Source organism: Rufibacter soli, from assembly GCF_054781795.1.
In genome coordinates, this window is sequence record NZ_BAAGTS010000002.1 from 1,125,826 (window position 1) to 1,147,485 (window position 21,660).

A 21,660-nucleotide genomic window follows, 5' to 3' on the forward strand; every position below is an offset into this window, starting at 1 on the left:
TTCCTAAGCTGTTTTAAGCCTGTTTTTGCCAAAACAGCTCTAAAACGTCATCGCACCTTAACCACCCCGGCGCCATGGTAAGAATGATACTCGGCATTGTACATAGCGTCTGCGCCCACGGGCCCCATTTGGAAATCTCCTTTGTTGACGGCCCTGATCTGGTAGAAAAAGTACTGCGTTTTAGGCGTAGCAGTGGCGTAGAGGTTAAGACGGTCATCCCGGATGTCCATATAATCTGGGGTGGCCGGTTTCATGGCTTCCAGCCAGCTGAATTCCCGGGAAGCCAGAAGCCGCGGGTTCTCAATCTCAAAACCGGCCGGAAGCAGATCAGTGATGGCCACGTTAGGAATGGTACGGCCGTCCAGAGACTGCAAGGCCAGCCGCACTACTACCAGGTCGTTTTGTTTGAAGGTAGCGTTGGTAATAGACTTGCCGTCACGGGTGAAGAAGGCTTTTCTAATCTTTAGGAAGTTGTCTTCCTGCTTATAACTTCCGCTCTGGCTGATGCCTTTCAGCTCCCAGAAATAATACAGAGTGCCCTGGCCTTTGCTTTGCAGGGTGATAGGACCGCCATTCAAAGCATTAGCCAGCGTTAAGTCTTTACCGTTAAAAGCACCTATGGCTTTCCCGTTTTGCAGCACCTGGGCCGTAACGTTTCCGTCTGTCCGTCTGGCTTGTTTGCCCAGGGCCAGCAGAGCGAAGGCTCTTTCCTGGGTGTTGTACCAGCGACTTGACTTCAGTTCCTGTGACAGGTGCCGGGCCAGGGTTACCACCTGCGGGTGGTCTGGGTTAGCTTCCAGAAGGCTGTTCAAAGAGATGGCCATATTTCGGAGCGGCGAGTAAAAAGAGCCATCTAATGCGCGCAGCGAAGTCTCACCCGCAAAAGACTTAGGCAAGAGCAGGTTAAAGCTCTGCTGGCCACCGTTCATGCCGTAGGTGCTGGCCAGCAGGTAGCGGGCGTCTATGGAGAGCAGTTCCGGTTTGGCCTTGTAGTAGTTCATGGTGGACCAGTCGGGTTTATTGGCCAGGCTGAGCACGTAGAGTGAATAGGCAGTTTCATGGGCCGCAATGTATTTGCTCTTCACCTTGCGGGCCGTGTCATAATAGCGGTACACCTCGGTGGCCTTGGCTTTCACTTTCTTCTGCAGATACGCCAGGGCTTTGCTGACCACCTGCTGGTTTACCGGGAAGCCGGCTTTCTGGGCTTCCAGCAAAAAGTGGGTGGCATAGGTGCTGCTCCACCAGTCGGTGTGGGGTTGGCCCGGCCAGTAGCTGAAACCGCCATCATACTGCTGCATGCCTTCAATCTTGGTGATAGCTTCCTGCACCAGGTAATTAGGATTGAAGGTGCGGCCTTTCTGTTGCTGGTTCAGGGACCGAGCCAGATCTGTATAGTACAGCAATGGAAACGCGGTTGAAGTGGTCTGCTCCAGGCACCCGTGCGGATAGCGGAGCAGAAACGTAATATCATCTGTAAACTGCACCAGCGGCGATGTGCTCACCACTAATTTTGAAGACACGGAAGCCGGTAGATAGTCGTGCACCGGTTTGATCTGCGCACTGCCCGCATTTTTCAAAGTGCCTGACCCCGTCATCTGGGCCAGGGGCGCGGCCGGGCGCACTGTTAATTCGGTGGTATTGCTGAACTGCTCGCCCAGCGCCTTCACGGCTACTTTCACGGTGGCGGCCCCAATGGCAGGACTGGCCACCAGGCGGTACACCACCTGCTTTTCGGCGTTGGCGCCCGCTTGCGCGGAGGTAGTAGCAACGCCCACTATTCTCAATGGACCGGTCACCGTGATGGAGCTATTGAAGGAAGCGTTTTTGGCAGTGGTGTTGCTGATGGTCACGGGCACCAGCAGCGTGTCTTTCGGGCTCAGGAAACGGGGAAGGGCCGTACTGATCACCATAGGATCTGCTACACGCATGAGTTTCTCCGCGGAGCCGAAGGCATTGCCTTTGTAGGCCACTGCCATCACGCGTACCGCCCCTGAGAACTCCGGAATTTTCACCCGTACAGAGGCTTCGCCGCGGCCATTGGTTTTCAGGCGGCCACTCCAAAGGGAGACCAGCTTCACGCGTTTGGAGGTGAGGGGGTTAATGCGTTTCTCCAGGTCATAGCCGTCACCGCCGGTGCTGGAGCGGGTGCCGGTCAGTTCGGGGAACAGGAAAGGGTAGAGGTCAAAGGCTAGCACCTCCAGGGCCCGTTTCTGGTAAAAGAACCCGTGCGGGTCGGGCGTCTGGTAATCTTTGAGCTGCAGAATGCCTTCGTCTACCACTGCCAGGGTAACCTCGGCGTTAGGGGCGGTTTTGATGCTTACCTGTTGGGTGCGGTTAGACCGGGAGGCGTCTGGGGCGGTGAGGACCACTTCCAATTTGGTGCTTTTCTTGGTCACGGCCAGGGGTTTAAAACCTCGGGCAATGGTGAGCGGCATCTGGTTGTTTTTGATTTCCCGCAGGGCCACCGCCGAAATGTAAATGGTAGGCAGATGTTCGTCTTTGATGGGCAGTTTAAGGGAAGCGGCTTTCTTATCAGTCTTGAGGTAATGGTAGCTCAATACCTTGTTCTGCTCTACCGTCACCAGAATCTTGCCCGGGAACGGCGACTTGAACAGAATCTTGGCATCATCGCCTACCTCATAGCTTTCCTTGTCCAGGGCTATGTCTACTTCGCCTTCATTGTTCACCTCAAAAGACGTGCTCTCTGTGTCTCCCCAGCCATAGGCGTAGAAGCGTTGGGCCACGTAATTATAGGCACCGGGGCGCATGACCCGCAATTCATACTCTCCGGAGGTGGAAGGCACAAAACGCACTGCGGTTCCTTCTTTGGAAACCTGCAAGGTGGTGTTAAGCAAGGTGCTGGCCCGGCGCTGGGAATTGTAATTGTAGTCTTCGCTGTGGCGCTCCACCACGGTCTCATACGTGAACCGCACCAACTGCACCTGCACCGTGGTGGCTATGGGTTGGCCCTGGGCGTTCAAGGCAATAAGAGGGACCTGCATTTCCTGCCTAGTGCTCACGTACGAGTCAAATTTCCTGATGCCGTAAAACGCCTGCTGGGTACTCACGGAGAACCGGTTCAGGCGGTTGACCGGCCGACCGGTTTCGTCAAAAACAGTGGTAAAAAGCGAGCCCTCCAGCAGACCAACATCCCGGAAGTTATTCAGTTCAAAGGTTTCCTGGGCCTTGCCCTCCGCATTGGTTTCGCCTTGGCGCACGCTGTTTTGCAGGTTCACCTCCTGGGCGTTGTTTAGCTCAAAGGTGTAGTCTGGGTAGCGGGGGGCTTCAAAGGCTTTCTTCTTCAGGCTGAGCTGTACCTCGTAGTTTCGGCCGGCGGCCGGAGGGCCAAACAGGTTCTGCGCTGTCAGGTTCACGGTCACGTTCTCACCAGCCCGGTATTCGGTTTTGTTCAGGGTGGTGGTGACTTTGAGGCGGTCTGGCATGAATTCCTCCACGCCAATTTTGCGTGAGTTCAGCAGCACGTCATTGCCGGAATACACCTCCAGGGTGTAGGTGCCGGTCACTACTGAGGTACTAAGTACAAAGGTAGCCTCATAAGAACCTTCTTTGTTAAGCGTGCCTTTTTGGCTGCGGTACTCCTTGCCGTTGGGCAACAACAGTTTTACTTTAAGCGGTAGGCCCGAAACGGTTTTCCAGTCTGGAGTGCGCACCAGGGTATTCACGTGCACGGTGTCGCCGGGGCGGTACAGGTCGCGGTCGCCGTAGATAAAGGCGTCATAGTTGAGCTGGTCCAGGCGCTTGCCACCCACTTCAAAGCGCGAGGTGTTGACCTGGGTCTGGGAGTAGGGCAGGTAATTGAAGTCATCGCCGCGGCGCGCCGTAATAAGTCCCAGCTTAAAACCCGCCGCGGTCTTGGCCATCTGAGGGAAGCGCGCCACGCCGTCACTATCAGTGGTGGCCCGGTGCACCACCTGGTTGTTGGTACTGATAAACCGCATATCTACCCCAGACAAGGTCAGGCCGCTCCGGATGGAGTTGGCAAAAACCAGCACTTCGTCTTTGCCCTGTTTGGCAATAAGCCCGATGTCTGACACCGAGATAATTTTGGAGTCTTTGAGCCAGTTATTTTCGGTACTGGCCACATTGATCACGTAAAGCCCCTTGAAGTTGCTGTCAAAGTCCAGGTCATCCAGCGCCAGGTTGAGAAGGTGATTCTTGCCTTGCTTGCGAAGGATTTTAGTGTCTAGCTCGCGCTCAAAAATGGTTTTGCCGTTGTTCTCATTCACGTCATAATAAGAACTCTCGAAGTATTCTTCTGACTCCTCATCATAATGCCCGTCATAGGTCTGGCCGTCTTGCAGGTAGCGCAGGATGTTGTTCTCAAATACCTTACTAATGCTCACCTTTACCCGGGGCACCTGCGTGAGGTTCAGAGCAATGTTGCGGGCGCCCTGGCTGCTCAGGTAAATGCTTTTTTGGTTAACAAAAGCCACCGTGGGCTTATCTGATTCAAACGTGACCGGGTGCAGGTAGGGCTTCCCAAGGGGCTTGCCCACCACGCCGCTGGCCTCCCCGGAAAGGGTAAGGGTATAGGCCTGCCCGGCCGTGAAATTGCCGCTTAAAACCAGGCCGTTCTCCAGGCGCTCCACGGTAAATTCGCGGCGCGGGTTTAACGTCACCAGCGCCGTCAGGTCTGGGTTGGTGATGGGTTGGGTGGTGAGCACGTATATCTTGTCCTGGCCTTCTTCCTGGGCAGTAATTACCTCCATGACCATCAGGCGGTCGCGGCTGGGCAGCACTACCGTTTGCTGCGTGGGCTGCGGGGGCTGGTACGTGCTGCCGGGGGTAGATAAGCCTTTGGCCAGAGTGACCCGAAGTGGGATTTCACCGGTACTGTTTTGCTCCAGGCCTTTTACCCGTACAGAGAGGCTCTTTTTGCTGGCGCTTATGACCTGCACCGGAAGGGGTGTATTGCCTTTGTAGACCTTCAATCTATCACTTACTGTTTGGGCAGCAACAGGGTAGTTGAAGTCAAACACCATGTTGGCCATCATTTCAGAGGGGTTGTTTTCGTTCTGAGTCCAGTAGGCTTTATTGCCGGTAAGTTGGAGGTAAGGCGTGTGGAATTTGATCTCCTGCCCTGCAGGGATCTTGAGTTTGGAGCGCGTGTGCTGGAGTAAATGCGTAGTAAGTTCGGCCTGGTAATTAGTGCTGGGGGCAAAGGGGTTGACCGGCGAGAACACCAGCTCATTAGGCGCGGTCCACTTGAATCTACCCTCCACCTTAGGGGTGAAGGAAAGGTAAGGCACGGTGTCCCATTGGTTCAGGAGGGAGTCGGTGACCAGGTCTTTGTCAAAGGTGAACACCAGGTTCTGCTCCTGGGCAATCTCGGTCTCAAAGTTCTTTTTCTCCAGCCGCAGCTCATCTGGGTTGCCTTTACAGCCTAAGAGTTGGGATAGGGCTATAACACTAAAGAGGGCCTTCAAAAAAGGTCTGACCTGGGCAGAAAGTGGGGAAGTCATAGGGGGTGGAAGAAGTGGTGTCTTTCTTTTCTAAACTTACTAATTGTTTGAGTGGTAAAATATAACCGGCCTAATATATTTAATACGCATTATGCATAGACCAACTACTGCCATTTGGGCAAGGGCCTTCGGTTCCAATAGGCCTTTATTTGGGCCTTCCAGATAAACATTTTCAATTCCTGTTTTGGGCCTGTTTTAGATAAAACAGGCCCAAAACAGGATAGGATTAATAAGGATAGAACTTACTGAACCTAGAAAGCCGTAAAAGAAAAATTTCCGTTTTAAGCCTGTTTTTATGAAAACAGGCTTAAAACGGAAATGAGGCTGCCTTTTGAGGAGGGAAAAGAGCCAGAAGTTGGTCAGTTGAGGGGAGAACCCAGCGGTTGCCCTTGGGTAGAGGGACTAGCAAAGAAGTCTGAAAAGAGCCAGTTAAGGGCGGCGTCTTTGTTAGTGAAATTCTCTAGTTGGGTTTCCGCTTCTTCGGGGAGGTTGGAGGAAATACGGTGGATGTCTAGCATGCCAATGCTCTGCTTAGTGGTGAGCCGGGCATACTTTTTCAGGGGGGAAGAAAGTATAAGCGGAACAATATCCCGAAGGATCCAATTCTGGTTGGCAAAATCAAGGTAGGGAATGCTGCGGGCATCGCTTAGCCAATATGTGCACCCTTTATCTACCGCAATTTTTACCGCAAAATGGAACATGCGTCTGAACGTTTCTCCGTCTGGCGGCTGCAGCCACTCCAGGTAGAAATAGCCCACTTCTTTATCAATCTCAATTTTTATGTGCGCATCTAAGTGCACTACCTCAGGATTTAGGTCTATGCGCATGTAAACAGGGTTTTGGTTATAGTTTTGGTCACTTACAATTGTCAAAAGCTAGAGAGCGATCCTTTGCTCCGGGGGACTACCTTAGACATGGGTAATCTATTCTTTTGTCTGGCTTGTTAAAAGTAATTTAACACATTTTTTTTATTATTCTTTTATGATTTTAAGTTAGGCTGGTAAAAGGTTTGTTTTCAGGAGGTATTGCGATTTATTTAGGCTTTTTCTCTTTAGGAAAGTGTGATTTTGTTGCGTCACAAAGTCATGATTATGAAAGAATAACATGTAGCTCCGGGCAAGTGCCAGCGCCTGTGAACTTATGGAAAGTGATTAACTGAATGCCTTTTTTACGCCAGAACGTTTAGGGCTTCCTGGTTGCCAATGTTATGGGCCATTTCTACGGCGGTAAGGCCCCGGCTATCTCTCAGGCTTTGATCAGCGCCTTTTTGGGCCACTAGTTTCATAAGTTCATGGCGGCCAAACATGGTGGCAAACATGAGGGCCGTGCCACCGCTTCCGTTCTGCAGGTCAAGGTTGGCTCCGTTGGCAATAAGGAGTTCAGCAATGTCGGCGTAGCCTTTAAAGCAAAGGCCCATTAAGGCCGTATTACCGGCAAAGTCCTGGGCGTTCACATCGGCGCCAGCCTCCAGTAGTACTTTGGTGGCAGCCAGATGGCCCTCATAGGAAGCCAGGATAAGGGGCGTGAAACCACGACCGTTCTGGGCGTTGATGTTCACCCCTTCAGAAAGAAGTTGCTGAATGGTGTCTACGTCTCCTCTGCGGGCAGCGTCAAAGAGGAGATCTTCTGGGTTAGAGGAGGTAAAATTCATTCGGCTAGACAGTTTAGGGGTTAGGTACCTTTAATGTAAGAGTTACCGGCATGAAAGACAAGAGGTTTCCTGAATTTGCCGGTGAGAGCCTGACGGTGCCGGAAAAGAAGAAAAGGCAGTTGATATGGTTTTGCCTTCTGGTCAACCTCTATCCCCAGTTATAAGTATGTAAGGGATAAAGTACCTTAACCTACATTTTATGGCAACCAGTAAAACGTTTGACGAGCTCCTGAACACCAAGCAAAAAAAGCTCTCCTTTTTCCAGAACCTGATTATAGTTGCCACGGCAGACCGGTACCTGGATGAGCAGGAAAGTGACTTTCTGGTGTCTATTGGGCAGCAACTTGACCTCACTGAACAAGATACCCGTCCCATTGCCGATAACCTGGGCGTCTTGTCTTTTATTATTCCGGAGGACGGAATGCAGAGAACCCTGGAACTGCAGACCCTGGTATTGATGATGCTGCAAGACGGAAACCTGGCCGAAAGGGAATACCAACTATGCCTGGAATATGCCCGCCGGGTGGGCTTCCCCCAGCAAATGCTGGATGACATGATCCGGCAACTGCAGGTAGGGCAATAGGCGTTAGACTAAATGCCGACTGCTTTCTTCAGATTCTGGTAAGTGCGCAGAAGACCATTAAATCCCTTATTTTTGTCAGGGCACCCAGCACCGCTGGCCAAGAGCAATAGGGTTACCAGCTGTTTTGGGCCTGTTTTACCAAAAACAGGCCCAAAACAGCTGCCTGCGCAAGTTATAGGACTACATGGAAGCAGCAGAAAGAGGCGATTTGGAATTTCAGGACAAGGACAGTCTACACTCTTTGGATGTGTGTGTCCTGATCCCGAGTTACAATAACCCAGAGGGGTTAGCCAAGTCTTTGCGCAGTATTGCTTATCTCCCTGGTAAGCTTTGCGTGCTGGTGGTAGATGACGGAAGCGCCCTGCCGGTCACCAAGCAATTAATACGGGCCAATCTTTCTGCCAGCTATCCGTTCCATCTGCTACGTCTGCCCCAAAACGCCGGTATCACCCAAGCACTCAATGCCGGCCTGCGCTGGATCCAGGATAATCTGACTGCACGCTACATAGCCAGGTTGGACTGCGGGGATGTTTGTCATAAAGACCGTTTTTTGCAACAGGTACGTTTCCTGGACCAGCACCCGGCCGTAGGGTTGCTGGGCACCTGGTGTACCTTCCAGTCTCCTGATGGTGAGGTTAACTACTCTTACACTACCCCCACCGCGCATGACGCCATCATCCGGGAAATGCACTCCCGGAATGTGTTTATCCATCCCACTGTCATGTTTAGGTCCGAACTTGTGGCGGTTATTGGCAGCTATCCTTCTACTTTCCCCCATGTGGAAGATTATGCCCTCTTCTACCAGATGCTACACCGTATGCAAGGTGCCATCTTAAATAAGTTTCTAGTTACCTGTGAAATCAACGCCAATGGCATTTCTATGGCCAACAGGGCGGCCCAACTAAAAGGGAGATATCAGGTGGTGTCGGCCTTTGGGAATAGCCCTTGGCTGAAGAGGAGAGGCCTACTCAAGCTATCTTTGCTTCAAATGGTGCCTTATTCCCTTGTCTTGCATCTAAAAAGCCGCCGCCGGTCTAACTAAAGGTTTTTGACGCGCCTTTTTTAGAACTATCTTTATACTTATACCCAACTATAGGTATTGTATTGGGCATTTAATCAACAGGCATTAGCCCATTCTATTCTTAGCAAGCGTGGCACGATAACGGGAATTTAGCTTTAGAATTGGGCTGAGAACGCTAAATCTTTTCATCTATCAGAAAAAATCTTCCTTTGGGTAAATAAATGGTTGTTCAACAGGTAGATAAACTTAGGGGTCTGGAAAATATAATTATCTTTGCTTTTATAAGTTTCCTTAAAAAGAATAAAGTATAACTGCCATTCCCCAGGCTAATGAAAATTGTCCACGTCATAGAACCATTTGCTTCTGGGGTTGCTGTTTTTGTGAAATCGCTCACGGAAACCATGCCTGAGGACCTTCATATTATTATTCATGGGGAGCGCAAGCAGGTGATGTCTGCCAAAGATGTAAAACGTACCTTTCCTAAGGAAAACGTCCGGTTCCTCCGCTGGAAGTCTGTACAGCGTTCTATCAATCCCTTCAAAGATTTTTTGGCCCTTTCAGAGCTTCACCATATTCTTAAAAGGCTCAAGAAAAGAGGAATGGTAGATGCCGTGCACCTTCATTCCTCCAAGAGCGGTCTTCTGGGTAGACTTGCCTGCAGGCTGGCAGGTATAAAACGGGTGGTCTATACTCCTAATGGGGCACCTTTCCTTTCCAATGCCCATCCTATAATGAATTTTCTGTTTAAACAACTAGAGCGGGTAGGAAATATAATTGGCGGTGAAGTAGTTTGCTGTTCTGCTTCAGAGCAGAAAGAATACAGAAAATTAGGTATAAAGGCTACTTATATCAACAACGGCGTTTCCCTAAAACAGGCTTCCGCGGTTCCGGAATCGTTGAAGAAAGTGAAAAATAAATTCACCGTAATTACCACCGGGAGAATAGAGGAACAGAAAAACCCAGCTCTGTTTAATACCATCGCGTCTTTCCTGGAAGAATTTGAACAAATTGAATTCATTTGGGCCGGTGACGGCAAAGCCAGACATTTATTATCGTCTTCAAACATAACAGTGACCGGCTGGGTAGATCCTGCTACAGCCTCCGCGCTAGTAGCCAAGGCTGATATCTTTCTTTCCACCTCAGTTTTTGAAGGTTTGTCCTTTAGCGTCCTGGAGGCCTTGGCATTGCAAAAGCCGGTTTTATTGAGTGATTGTGTTGGGAACCGCGATATCATCCGCACTGGATTAAACGGAGACGTGTTTCAAACTGACATTGAAGCCATAGGGAAAATCCTCAATTACTTCAATAACCGCGAGATGCTGGATGTGATGGGACAGTACTCCCTGGATATTTGTGAAAATAATTTCAATGTTGATTTAAACTATAAGGGGTATAGAACTGTCTATAAGGTTTCTTGCCCCCGGCCAGATGAACCTGGGTTGGCTGCTGCTAGTTAGAGTACCAAATGCCTTATTAAATATTTTATATGAGAAACGCCTTACTATTACAAGATTACATTCCCCCCTCCGATCACTTAGAGCAAATCAACGGCTCTTTACGGCACATCCAAAAACATCTTCTGCAAGAGCTTTCCTATAAGCAAGATTCAATTGAAGCAAAAGACCAGGAAATCCAGGCCTTGAAAGCTGTGCTTGAGGAAAAAAACAACTTAGTAGAAGAGTTGCAGGCAAAGGTGGTGGCAATTGAAAGAAACAATGAAGGTAATAAGCAGCTTAACAAAAAGTTGATTAGTGAAATAGTGCGCAAGCAGCAGGATATAGAGTGGTATAAGCGCACATTTGAAAGTAGAAGTTTACTGGGAACATTAAAAGAAAAGATTTTTAGAGGGGTGAAAAAATGATACCTAAAATAATTCATTACTGTTGGTTTGGAGGGGAAGAAATTCCAGACAAGTACTTGGGTTATATACAGGAGTGGAAAGAATTCCATCCAACTTGGGAAATTAAGAGGTGGGATGAAGGTAACTTCTTAGATGAATCATTCTACTATAAAAATGCTCTGTCTAATAAGAACTGGGCTAATGTCAGCAATTATGCAAGATTAAAAGTTCTTTCAACCCATGGCGGTATTTATTTGGATACGGATGTCAAAGTGGTAAAGGCATTTGATGATTTGCTTTTATATGATTGCTTCCTAGGATTTGAGAATGGAAGCCTTACTACAACAGAATTTTGGCTTAATAATGCAGTAATTGGAGCGGTTCCTAGGCACCAATTTATTCACCGGTGTCTAAAAACCCTTAATTCAAGTTTTGACGGCACTGAAAGGGCGAATGAATCTTCTCCTAAACTTGTGACCAAGGTTTTAATAGAAGAATATAATTTAAAAGGCTATGGGGAGCAGGCATTAGCAGATGGAATTAAGCTTTTTGAAACTAATACTTTTTATCCTATCCCTTGGAATCTTGCCAAGGAGACTACAAATTATAAGGTTTACCTCACGCCTCAAACCTACGCAGTTCATATGTGGGGAAGAACATGGTTCACAAAGGACATGTTGTTAAAAATGTTAGATGATGTGCAATTTGCATTGCATCAACAGAATGGGCTCATCCAAAAATTAAAAACTGAAGTTCTGGAATTAAATCATGAACTAATTTTGGCTGATGATGAAAGTAAAAGGAAAGAAGTTTTACTAGGGCAGTTAACAAAGGATGTAGAGAAGCTTAAAAATAGTTTGATTGTTAAAGAAGATATTATTAAATCTATGACAGAAGGAGGGATTTAGTTAAAAGAATAATGTATTCTAACAATACAATTAAAAATATTGAATGCTTAATACAGTAATATAGAAGTGTGCTTTTTATGAATGAGAATTACTTCGCAAATCATGCGATTAAGAAAACAGTTTATTATTTTAATGAGAATAATAAACAAACTTTCGGAATAGAAAAATTAAATAGATCTAGGTTTGAGGAAAATGGTGAAAATTTAACTATATGCTTGTTAAGCTTAAATAGGGTTAAGCTCACTATAAAGCTTTTATCTTCCATAGAATATTACTTTAATAATTTTCAAGGTAGAATCCTGATAATTGACAATGCGTCTTCTGTTGATCAACTTGATCAATTAAAGGAATTTGTTGAAACTTCTTCTTTGCAGATTTCTATTCATGAACTTGCCGAAAATCAAGGTGTTGGAAGGGCTAGGAATATTGCTGCCAGTATTATAGAAACGGATTGGATAATGTTTCTTGACAATGATATGTACTTTGTCAATAATCCTCTTAGGTCAATTCAAAAAACGTTATATGATTTAGGTTGCCATTTTTTAAACCTTCCATTAATAAACTATGATAATAAAACGGCATTCGCATTAGGAGGCGCCTTGTTTCCTTATGTCTGGAATGAAGGTTCCTTTCTAGGGGCAGGTAGTTGTTTTAATTTTAAGAGGAAGGTAGAAACAAGTGATATAAAATTAGAATCTCCATTCTTTTCAGATTTTCTTTTTGGGGGAGCAAGCATTGTAAACAGAAAGACATTTCTTAATCAAGGGGGCTTTGATTATGATATGTTTGTTGGTTTTGAGGATGTGGATTTTTCCCTTAGAATATATAATAATGGGTTTAAAGTAGGGAATGTGCCTGGGTTCTTCCTTGTGCATAACCATAAACCGTCTGAAAATGTAGACGATATTAAAGCAGAAAAGAAAAGGTTTGCTAGTGATGTTATTAAAAAGTCTGCTGATGCATTCTATAGAAAAAATGGTATCTCAGTCTATGATGATAGTACTGAAGAATGGCTTAAAATCAGAGAAAATGAACTTAATATCTCTGAGGAAAACAAGGTAAATAAAGTAAAGACAAATATTTTAAAGGCCAAGCCAAGAGTTGCTTTAGTAGTGGATATAAAGGATTGGGCATTTCATAATATTTCGAAGAATATTGTGAAAGAGCTGTCCAGTAAATATGAATTTGATATTTATTTTCATGCTGATTATTCCTATGAAAAATGGCTTGATTTATATCCAATTTTATTTAAGAAAAAGCATGATATTATTCTTGTATTCTGGAGGCCAATCTTAAAGCATCTTTTTAGTTTAGATTTAAAAAATTATTTAGAGTATAAATTTAATATCTCTAGAGAGGATTTTCAGAACTTTCTAAATGATACTGTAATTCTAACTGGGGTGTATGACCATATCTTCCTTAAAGAAGATGAGATTAGAGAGAATAAAGATATTTTCACAAATCACGTTGATGGTTATTTTTTAGCATCAAACCTACTTAAAGGGATTTATGAAAACATCACTGATTATCCAAGCCCTTATACAGTTATACAGGATGGAGTATCAAAAGAGTCATTTTTTAGAAAACCAGAAAGGCGTCTTTCACATGGAAATCAGCCTCTAATTGTTGGCTGGGCAGGCAATAGCAAGTGGAGATGGGATGATGATGGTGTAGATCATAAAGGCTTTTTAACTATTATTAAACCAACTATTGAAGAACTTAAAAAGGAGGGGTATAATATTGAATTGGTTTATGCTGATAAGCAGGAACCTAGTACCCATATCTCCCCAAATAAAATGAATAGTTTCTATAATGGGATAGATGTTTATGTTTGTGCTTCAGATATTGAAGGCACGCCCAATCCTGTATTAGAATCAATGTCCTGTGGGATAGCAGTTATCTCTACTGATGTTGGTATTGTTACTGAAGTTTTTGGAAAAAAACAAAGCCAATTCATATTAAAGGAAAGAACAAAACAAGAATTAAAAGAGAAGTTAAAAACTTTAATTAATGATAGAGATTTACTTGAACAGTTAGCAGAAGAGAATCTAATAAGAATTAAACATTGGACTTGGGAAAGTAAATGTGAGAGGTTTGATGAGATGTTTGAATATTATTTATTTAAGCAATCTAGTAAGTTAAACCATTTTAAAAAGTTTCCTTTTTCATCATCTCATGACTATGTTGAGGTGCCCCACTTACAAAATGAAACTAGTGATACTCCTGGGGGGACGCTTTCTGATGCAGAAGTTTCATTTTATGAAGAACAGTTAACTGAGTTTAAAGAAAAACATGATTCTTTAAGTTTTCAATATAACGAAGTTATTAATAAATTTTCTTTTTATGAAGAGAATTACTATGAGTTGAAAAAATGGTACCATAAAGAGTATGAGGTTTTACCTGTTTGGTACAAAAGAATTGGTCATATAATTAAAGCTTTGAAAGGGGAGAAGACGTTCAAGTCTTTGGTGAAGAAATAGTGGAGTACTGGATTTTAACTACGGAATATCCTCCATTCTATGGAGGCGGCATAAGCACTTACTGTAAGTTTACGGCCGAGATGCTCAGTAGTAAAGGGCATCAGGTGTCAGTGTTTATCCAGGATTTCACTGTCTCTGATATTTCTGAAGAACTAATTAATGGGGTAAGGGTCATCCGGTTTCTGCCCCAAAAAACAAAGACAAACCGGTATTTAGGTTATAGCGCCCAATTGAGCTATGAGTTTGCCGAAGTAATTCGCAGGTTCATGAAGCAGGAAGGAGTTCCTGATGTGTTGGAGGCTCAAGAATACGGTGGCATTGCTTATTATGTGCAACAGTTTAAGTTACTTGGCTATCCCCTCTTTAGGGATTTAAATATTGTAATTACCTGCCATGCACCTGGGTTTATTTGCCTTGAATATAACCAAGTCCCTATCTATCAGTTTCCTGAATATTGGACCGGGCAAATGGAAAAAGCCTGTATGGCATCAGCTGATTTACTTATTGTTCCTAGCCGATTCTTTGTTGCAGAAGCACAGAAACGAATGCCTTGGGGAGACATACAGGAGGTGTATTTGGCTAATCCAATGCAGCTTGAGGATGGGGCTTGTAAAGAGGGACCTGATTTTAGCCCCCAGCAAATTGTCTGCTTTGGAAAGTTAGCCCCCTTGAAAGGTACCTTTGAATTATTGTGCTACTTTGAGAAAATGTGGCAGTACGGCCATGCCTTTCAACTTAGCATTGTGGGTGGTGTAGATCTTCTTTTTCATCCGGAAGGGCGCACCATGGGAGATTTGGTTAAGAAGAAGTATGGCAAATACATAGCCAATGGTCTCTTAAAACTGCATGGTGAATTAGCCCCTGACAAGGCTAGATCACTTATCCAACAAGCCCATGTAGTGCTGGTGCCTAGTCTTTTTGACAACCTCCCTTACACCGTTCTGGAGGCTATGGCTTGGGGAAAGGTAGTATTAGCCTCAAAGCAAGGTGGGCAAAATGAAATCATTGAAGATGGTGTAACAGGGTTTTTGTTTGACCATGGTACCTCAGGGGAGTTTGAGAAGAAACTGCTGCAAATCCTTGGGTTATCTGCTCAGGAAATAAGGCAAATTGGGGGTAGAGCCATCACAGCGATTAACCAACGATACCACCCGGAGGTGATCTACCCCCAGAAGATGAAATTGCTGGAGGAGAACTTGTTTCGGAAACAGAGAGTCAAAGTTTTCCCTTTCGTTGAGCCTCAACAAGAACCAACCTTCTTTATCCCTGAAGTGAAGGAGAATAGTGATTTGCTATCTGTTGTCATCCCTTATTACAATATGGGGGCTTATCTTGAGCAATGTATTAAATCTATAATAGATTCAGATTACCCTATAAAGGAAATCCTGGTCATTGATGATGGAAGTACAGAGCCGGAGAGCCAGGAAATGTTGAGGGTCCTTCAGGAAAAGTATGGCTTTACAGTATTCTCAAAGGAGAACGAGGGTCTTTCGGCTACTCGCAATTATGGAGCTGCCAGGGCAAAAGGGCAATATCTGGCTTTTTTAGATGCTGATGATGCAGTTGAAAAAACCTATTACTGCAAAGCCATTTCTGTGCTTAAAGCTTATCAGAATGTGCACTTTGTAGGTTGCTGGGTACAGTATTTTGAAGGAAATACAAGTTGTTGGCCTTCTTTCAATCCTGAGCCCCCTTATCTTCTTTTGCACAATATGGTGAATAGTAGCGCTTTGGTGTATAAGAAGAGCTCTTTCCTGCAAGCCGGATTGAACGATCCAGCCTTGGTATACGGTATGGAGGACTGGGACAGTGTGATTGGTTTAGTGGAAAATGGGTTTAGAGGGGTTGTATTACCTGAGTTATTGTTTTATTACCGGGTCAGGAAAGATTCCATGACCAGAAGTTTTACTAGAGTTAAGAAATTGTTCCTGCACAAACATATTGCAGACAAGCATGCCAGCCTCTACCGCAGGTATGGTTTAGAATTATTGCACCTTAGTACCAGTAACGGAAGTGGGCTAGGGTTTGACAATCCTACTCTTAGAGGAACGGGTGAAAGTGGAACTCGCTCGGTTCAAGCACGCCTGAAGGAAAAGTTTGGGGAACGGGTGAAGAGGAGCCGAAGCCTGAGAAAAATTGCTTATTTCATTTATAAAAAAATTAATTGATTTTTTATGCTTAACCAAACCGTCAAAGGTTTCTTTTCTGGAACCAACAGGGTTGAAAGATTATGGCTTTTAGCCAAGATTGAATTCAAACTTAGATACTATGAAAATAATTTAGGGTTGCTTTGGGCTTTGCTCAAACCTTTAATGGATGTCGCAATCTATTATATTGTTTTCAAGACAATTTTAAAGACAGATTTGGAGGCTTTTGCTTCGTACCTTTTCATAGGTTTAGTTCTTTGGAATTTTTTCTTAGAGAGTACATCAGGTACTATTCAGATACTGCAAACTAAGAAGTATTTGTATGAATATAGTAACATGAATAAGTTGGAGATTTACCTGTCTGCCCTTATTAGCAATGGTATTGGCTTTTTCTTCAACCTCACCATGTTTATTGTCTTTCTCAATTTCGTTGAGACGGACATGATGGGGTTAAGTATTTTGAACCTATGGATAATACCAATCTTCTTAAACTTGTTCATTCTTTCATTTGCTTTGTCCTTAATTTTATCCTGCATCTTTGTGATTGCAAAAGATATTACCCAGATATGGCAAGTCTTTACCTCCATCCTCTTTTTTCTTTCGCCAATTTTCTATAAGCTAAGTTTGTTTAAGCAGGCTCTTCCTTCCTTTGACTTTGTCAATCCAATAGCAGGTATCATCATCAACGCACGCCAAGTAATGATGTATAACCAAATGCCTAGTTTTGAACTGATGGCATTTGATTTTGGATATGCAATATTCTTGTTATTTGTAGGTTTTATTTTTTTAAACAAGCTGGGGGCCAAGGCCGCAGAGAAGTTATAGTGACATGGGAGATAGCTTAGCTATAAAGGCAAGAAATATCAGTAAGACCTTTCAAATTTCAGAAGATAGCCATAACACGGTGAAGCACCGGTTATTTAATGTGTTTAAACCTTCAAGAAATAAGTATGTGCCAGCCGTAAAAAGTATGTCACTGGAAATTATGAAGGGGGAATGTATTGGCCTATTAGGTCGTAACGGATCTGGCAAATCAACCCTGGTGAAACTGTTGGCCGGCGTATTTCCAACTGACAGTGGTTATGTACAGGTTAAGGGCTCTACTATGCTCATGAACCTGGGTGTGGGCATGAGCCATGAACTTACTGCAAGGGAAAATGTGTATGTTTCCGGGTCTGTACTTGGCTTACGCATTAAGGAAGTGGACGCCATCTTTAAGGAAATCATTGAGTTTGCGGAACTGGAAGAATTTGTGGATACCAAAATCAAATTCTTCTCCTCAGGCATGGTAGCGCGTCTGGCCTTTTCCATTGCCGTTAAGGCCGGTGCCGATATTATGTTCCTGGATGAGATTTTTGCTGTGGGTGACGTGAAGTTCCAGGAGAAAGCGATCAAGGTATTTGAAAGTTCCTGGATTGAAGGTAAGACCGTGATTCTAGTAAGCCATAGTATGGACGTGATCAGGCAGTATTGCAACAGGGCTTTATTCCTTAAACACGGGGAACTGGTTTACATAGGTGATACCGAGAAAGCCATAGAAATGTATATGGAGGACAACCACTAAGTGGTATCCTGCTATCTTATTTTTTACAGCCCGGTTGGTTCTTCCAGCTGGGCTGTTTTGTTTTCAGTAGTGAAAGTGAGGATAAACGGGATAAAGAAACCAACCAGCATCGTGCCGAAGTTCTTCCCGAAATAGACCTCTGTGATCCAGGCAGTGGCAAAAGTGAGAATGACAACGGTTGCCAAGCCGTTTCTGGTTTTCCAGGCTTGGCGCAGAGGGAGAACCACCCAGGCCAGCAGGAATACTAAAAAGCCTAGTACGCCGGTAGAAAAGAGCACGTCCAGGTAATTGCTATGCACGTTCTTATCGGTTTTAAGGGCCATGTGGAAGTTCTTTTCACGGTACTTGTCGCGGAGCACCTTATCTTTGTCGCCAACGTTCACGCCTAGGAGTGGACTGCTCTGGAATACTTCCAGGCCACAGGTCCAGGCGGCTAGCCTGAAGTTAGCACCATTCCACTGGTCAGGCGTAATCTCCATATTGTAGTGGCTCTCAGGACCTGTACTTTCAAAATTGAAGTTCTGGTAGGCGAGTTCTTTGTAGCGGTTGAAGGTGGAGGGCATCATCTTATGGATCACGACCGTTCCTATAACCAAGCCTAAGACCAAGGTGGCGCCTTCCAAGTATTTGCGCTTTTGGAATGTATAGTAGAAACTGAAAAGAAGCGCTGTTGCCAGGAGTACTGCAAACATTATCCGGCTGGCCAATAAATAATTAACCACAAACAGAAACAACACGGCCAGTACCATCAAGCCTTTTTGGGTGTTTTTCCCAAAAAAGATCACCTCTGCGAAAATGAAAATTGCCAGGTTAACGGCCAGTGCCACATAAATGGATTGTTGCCGGATAAACCCTGAAAGGGCATCATTATAGAGGAACTCAGGCCGTTGGAAAAACTGGGAGGTTTGGAGGGCTGTGCCTAAGCATAAAAAGCAAACCAGGGTGGTAATGACAGCGAAGGATAGCAAAATCTTTTGCTTAAAGATTGGAGTGAGGTGTAGCAGGCCTAAGCTGATGGGGAACACAAAAAGGGGCAGTCGTATTTTCAGGTGATGGAGGCCGGTGGCATGGTCTTCCGAGAGGAGGGCGCTAAAGACCAGAACTAGAAAGAATAGAAGCATAGCCTGCAGGTCGCGGCGCTGGAGGAAAGTATTCCATTTATTCCGCAAATTCTCCACGAAAAAGCTATAGAGAACCATCAGACCTGCCAAGATAGAACTGACCGCACTTAACTGAGCAAAGTAAAGTGTCCCAAGGAATAGGAGCAGAAGTACGTATAGACCTTTATCTTTTGGGCTAAGGGTGGTAAGGAAAGGAGTCATGCTGGGGATTACGATTGATTGGCCAGGGCCGGAACAAGGAAATAGCAAAATAAACCATTAAGCTACTGCTCTATAAATTCAATTGATTGCAAAAGTAAGAAAGGAAAACTGGTAAACCCGAAGATTCCCTTTGACTTTGCCTTTTCCTGGAAAGAACAAGCTTAAAATATTATCAGCTAAAGGCGTATCTCTTTACCGCTTGGAAGAGTTATATGGAACCTAATGGAACAGGATAGGAGAAGGTCATGGAAAGGATTTGTAATTCGCATGCATGACCCCACGGCGCAAAAAAAAAGCCGCTCCTACCTTAGCAGAAGCGGCTTTTACATCTTGTTAAAAGTCTATCTTAGTCTAACCAAGCATTCCAGGGAATGCGGCTCAATACCAAAATAAGGCCTAGGCCAAAGAAAATAGCAATGGTTTTGAAACCGCGGTTGGTCCCTACCTGGCGCTTGGCCTTTGAGTAGCCCACCGTGATTAAAATCACGGCCAGTACCATCATTAAGGGGTGCTCCAGGAAATAAAGGCGGGAAGTAGCGTCTTTCATAGCCGCGCCAGATGCATTGGAAATGCCCAACGGAGACACAAAGTAAAGGATGATCCCTACCACTACCTGCAAGTGGGTGGCTATTAGCCCAAAAAGGCTGAGTTTGCGGTCTTTGTCGGTAAATGTTCTGTTGCCAGACAAGCCTACCAGGGCAGCGCCCAAGGAGATCAATAATCCCAGAAGCACCAGGTAGCCCATAAAGGAGTGAAGGTGCTGTAATCCTGTATACATAGTTTCAGAGGTTGGTTGCAGAGGTAAAGATAAGCAATACCTTCATACCAAAGGGAAGATTACCCCAGAAGTAATGGTGTCTCCTTCCATAGCATTCGAAGCGCTGCCGCAAGTAATTGGTTTGAGCCTGTTTTCAGAAAAACGGCTTTAAAACGCTAAACGCCTGTTTCGGGTAAGAGTTGGCACCGCCGCCGCCAGATGCTCCTGGCTATAAGTGAAAGCCCAGGCCCCATTCAATCACGTTGGCGTGGCCGTCATGGGCCATGAGCAAGGCGCTGGCAGAAAGGTGTTCTAGGAGCTGGTACTTGAGGCCGTAGCGCTGGTAATAGTCTGGGAACAAGTGGTGGGGCTGGTAAAGGTAACGCCCCAAATGGAACACAGCCGCCAAATGCCCCACATGCAATTCATGCCCCACAAATACACCCGCCGACCGCTTGTCTAAATACCCCTCAGGATAATTCATTCCCTTATTGAGGTACTCCTCGCCAATGGCGGTATCATGGATGGCGTCTGCGCCCAGCAAAAAAGAGTTGGTCTGTGATACGCGCTTGCTGGCGAAGACAGACATCATGTACACGGGGTGTTTAAAATCATCGCGCAGCACTTCTTTTAGGCCGGTGGCCAGCCGCAGGTTCATGCGCACGTGCTTGTTAAGTTCAGGAGAAGTAACGTCCTGATCAACGGCCGGAACAACCGTCGGATTTAATCCATAGCGCACCCCCAGGCCCAGCAGCGGCATGTTCATGCCATTGTTGGATTGGTTCAGGCTGCCGTTAGAGAAATGCCGGAAGCCAAAAAGCACATTTAAAAACAGCCGTTCCTGCACCGGGTATTCATACCTTAGGTTACCCCTAAGCGAGAAAGTAATTGGACTGCCAATGGCCTTGTTGTTATCATTGGAGGTGGAATTGTAATGCATGGTGCTGTAAACCAACCCCGTGCCCAGGTTGTAGCGCAGGCTTCCCTTGCCAATTTTGGTAATTGGGCCATCCAGGTAAGAGGTAACCGTCACAGACTTTCCCAGTTCTTGGGGGACCATGTAATTGAAATAAGAAAGCGCAAACCCAATAGACGGAAGTTTATATTTCTGCTCCCAGAACCTTTTCCCTGAGGTTTGTTTATGGGCGTACAGTTCTACCCCGTGCAGGTGCGAGTAATTGAGCAGGGAAAGCCCAGACCTATACCTGAAATACGCCCCGTAATACCCGTTCACGCCATAAGACCAGGAACCCTTTGTCGCTGAAAGCGGATCCTGGTTCTGCGAAACAGCTGGCAAGGAAGAAGCGAGCAACAGGAAGAAAAAGAAGGCCCTTAAAGAACGGAGCATAGTGTGGTAAAGGTTTGACAATGGCAGGTCTTCTACTATGGATTGGATAAACGGAAAGACAATTTTAAAGATAATAAAAGGCCGAAACTATTCAGCATCAAAACCAGCCAGGCAAGGTCATAACCCAATTTTATTTAGAGAAGGGCCGATAAGTCATCAAGCCTGCGGGTTTTGCCAGAGGATACCTCAAAAGCGTTGATCTAAGAGTAGTCTCCCTGATCAGGTAGCCCGAAGGCAACGTTCTTTAATGGACTAAGACCTACTCCTGGAAGAGGAAGGGTTGAATATTCTTGGACGTTCTTCCTTGCATCTGTTTTAAAGCCATTTTTCCTAAAACAGACCCAGATCAGGATGAGAGACACGCTTCACTTTTTTGGGAGGATGGATTTATATAAATGCTATAGCCAGTCCCAGCGACAAGAAAAATAGGAGGCAGCCCTAAAAAGGGAACATGTTAAGGTGGGGCAGTAGCCAGGTAGAACCTTTGCGTGAAGGTAGAATCTTCCTAAATAAGTTAAATGCGCCCTTCTAATGAAACCTCCTGCTACCAGAAGGG

At 45.4% G+C, this 21,660-nt stretch carries 15 protein-coding genes; 9 read left to right on the forward strand and 6 right to left on the reverse strand.

What is annotated here, in order from left to right; genetic code table 11:
- Positions 1-47 precede the first annotated feature (47 nt).
- From ACYVJQ_RS06665 to ACYVJQ_RS06675, 3 genes are all read right to left on the reverse strand, one after another.
- A complete protein-coding gene (locus ACYVJQ_RS06665; protein ID WP_460892291.1) occupies positions 48-5,483 on the reverse strand; it encodes an alpha-2-macroglobulin family protein in 5,436 nt (1,811 codons plus the stop codon).
- Positions 5,484-5,842: 359 nt separating this feature from the next.
- Positions 5,843-6,310, reverse strand: coding sequence for a hypothetical protein (locus ACYVJQ_RS06670; RefSeq protein ID WP_460892292.1), 468 nt, complete (start codon positions 6,308-6,310; stop codon positions 5,843-5,845).
- Positions 6,311-6,651: 341 nt separating this feature from the next.
- Complete coding sequence (locus tag ACYVJQ_RS06675) at positions 6,652-7,134, reverse strand: ankyrin repeat domain-containing protein (protein WP_460892293.1); 483 nt, start codon at positions 7,132-7,134, stop codon at positions 6,652-6,654.
- A gap of 199 nt (positions 7,135-7,333) precedes the next feature.
- Here ACYVJQ_RS06675 and ACYVJQ_RS06680 point away from each other — a divergent pair, with 199 nt between their 5' ends.
- From ACYVJQ_RS06680 to ACYVJQ_RS06720, 9 genes are all read left to right on the forward strand, one after another.
- Entirely contained in the window at positions 7,334-7,717 is a 384-nt protein-coding gene (locus tag ACYVJQ_RS06680; RefSeq protein ID WP_460892294.1) for a hypothetical protein, read from the forward strand.
- A 184-nt stretch (positions 7,718-7,901) separates the two neighbouring features.
- The gene (locus ACYVJQ_RS06685; protein WP_460892295.1) at positions 7,902-8,759 is read left to right on the forward strand and encodes a glycosyltransferase; all 858 of its coding nucleotides are present in this window, start codon (positions 7,902-7,904) and stop codon (positions 8,757-8,759) included.
- A gap of 308 nt (positions 8,760-9,067) precedes the next feature.
- Positions 9,068-10,195, forward strand: a complete 1,128-nt coding sequence (locus tag ACYVJQ_RS06690) for a glycosyltransferase (RefSeq protein ID WP_460892296.1) — start codon at positions 9,068-9,070, stop codon at positions 10,193-10,195.
- 29 nt (positions 10,196-10,224) lie between these two features.
- Positions 10,225-10,599: a hypothetical protein gene (locus ACYVJQ_RS06695; protein WP_460892297.1), complete on the forward strand. Its 375-nt coding sequence runs from the start codon at positions 10,225-10,227 to the stop codon at positions 10,597-10,599.
- Complete coding sequence (locus tag ACYVJQ_RS06700) at positions 10,596-11,486, forward strand: glycosyltransferase (RefSeq protein ID WP_460892298.1); 891 nt, start codon at positions 10,596-10,598, stop codon at positions 11,484-11,486. The genes ACYVJQ_RS06695 and ACYVJQ_RS06700 overlap by 4 nt, the downstream gene beginning before the upstream one ends.
- A 77-nt stretch (positions 11,487-11,563) precedes the next feature.
- Entirely contained in the window at positions 11,564-13,966 is a 2,403-nt protein-coding gene (locus ACYVJQ_RS06705) for a glycosyltransferase (protein WP_460892299.1), read from the forward strand.
- On the forward strand, positions 13,966-16,134 hold the full coding sequence (locus ACYVJQ_RS06710; RefSeq protein WP_460892300.1) for a glycosyltransferase: 2,169 nt from the start codon (positions 13,966-13,968) through the stop codon (positions 16,132-16,134). The genes ACYVJQ_RS06705 and ACYVJQ_RS06710 overlap by 1 nt, the downstream gene beginning before the upstream one ends.
- A gap of 6 nt (positions 16,135-16,140) precedes the next feature.
- Positions 16,141-16,938 (forward strand): ABC transporter permease, encoded by a 798-nt coding sequence (locus ACYVJQ_RS06715; RefSeq protein WP_460892301.1) that lies wholly within the window; start codon positions 16,141-16,143, stop codon positions 16,936-16,938.
- Positions 16,939-17,083: 145 nt separating this feature from the next.
- Positions 17,084-17,677, forward strand: a complete 594-nt coding sequence (locus ACYVJQ_RS06720; RefSeq protein ID WP_460892302.1) for an ABC transporter ATP-binding protein — start codon at positions 17,084-17,086, stop codon at positions 17,675-17,677.
- Between the two features lie 23 nt (positions 17,678-17,700).
- Here the strand turns inward: ACYVJQ_RS06720 and ACYVJQ_RS06725 are convergent, their stop codons facing one another.
- The 3 genes from ACYVJQ_RS06725 to ACYVJQ_RS06735 all read right to left on the reverse strand — a co-directional run bounded on the left by ACYVJQ_RS06725 (position 17,701) and on the right by ACYVJQ_RS06735 (position 21,104).
- The gene (locus ACYVJQ_RS06725; RefSeq protein WP_460892303.1) at positions 17,701-18,846 is read right to left on the reverse strand and encodes an O-antigen ligase family protein; all 1,146 of its coding nucleotides are present in this window, start codon (positions 18,844-18,846) and stop codon (positions 17,701-17,703) included.
- A gap of 499 nt (positions 18,847-19,345) precedes the next feature.
- The gene (locus ACYVJQ_RS06730) at positions 19,346-19,777 is read right to left on the reverse strand and encodes a hypothetical protein (RefSeq protein ID WP_460892304.1); all 432 of its coding nucleotides are present in this window, start codon (positions 19,775-19,777) and stop codon (positions 19,346-19,348) included.
- Between the two features lie 208 nt (positions 19,778-19,985).
- A complete protein-coding gene (locus ACYVJQ_RS06735; RefSeq protein WP_460892305.1) occupies positions 19,986-21,104 on the reverse strand; it encodes an acyloxyacyl hydrolase in 1,119 nt (372 codons plus the stop codon).
- Positions 21,105-21,660: the final 556 nt, after the last annotated feature.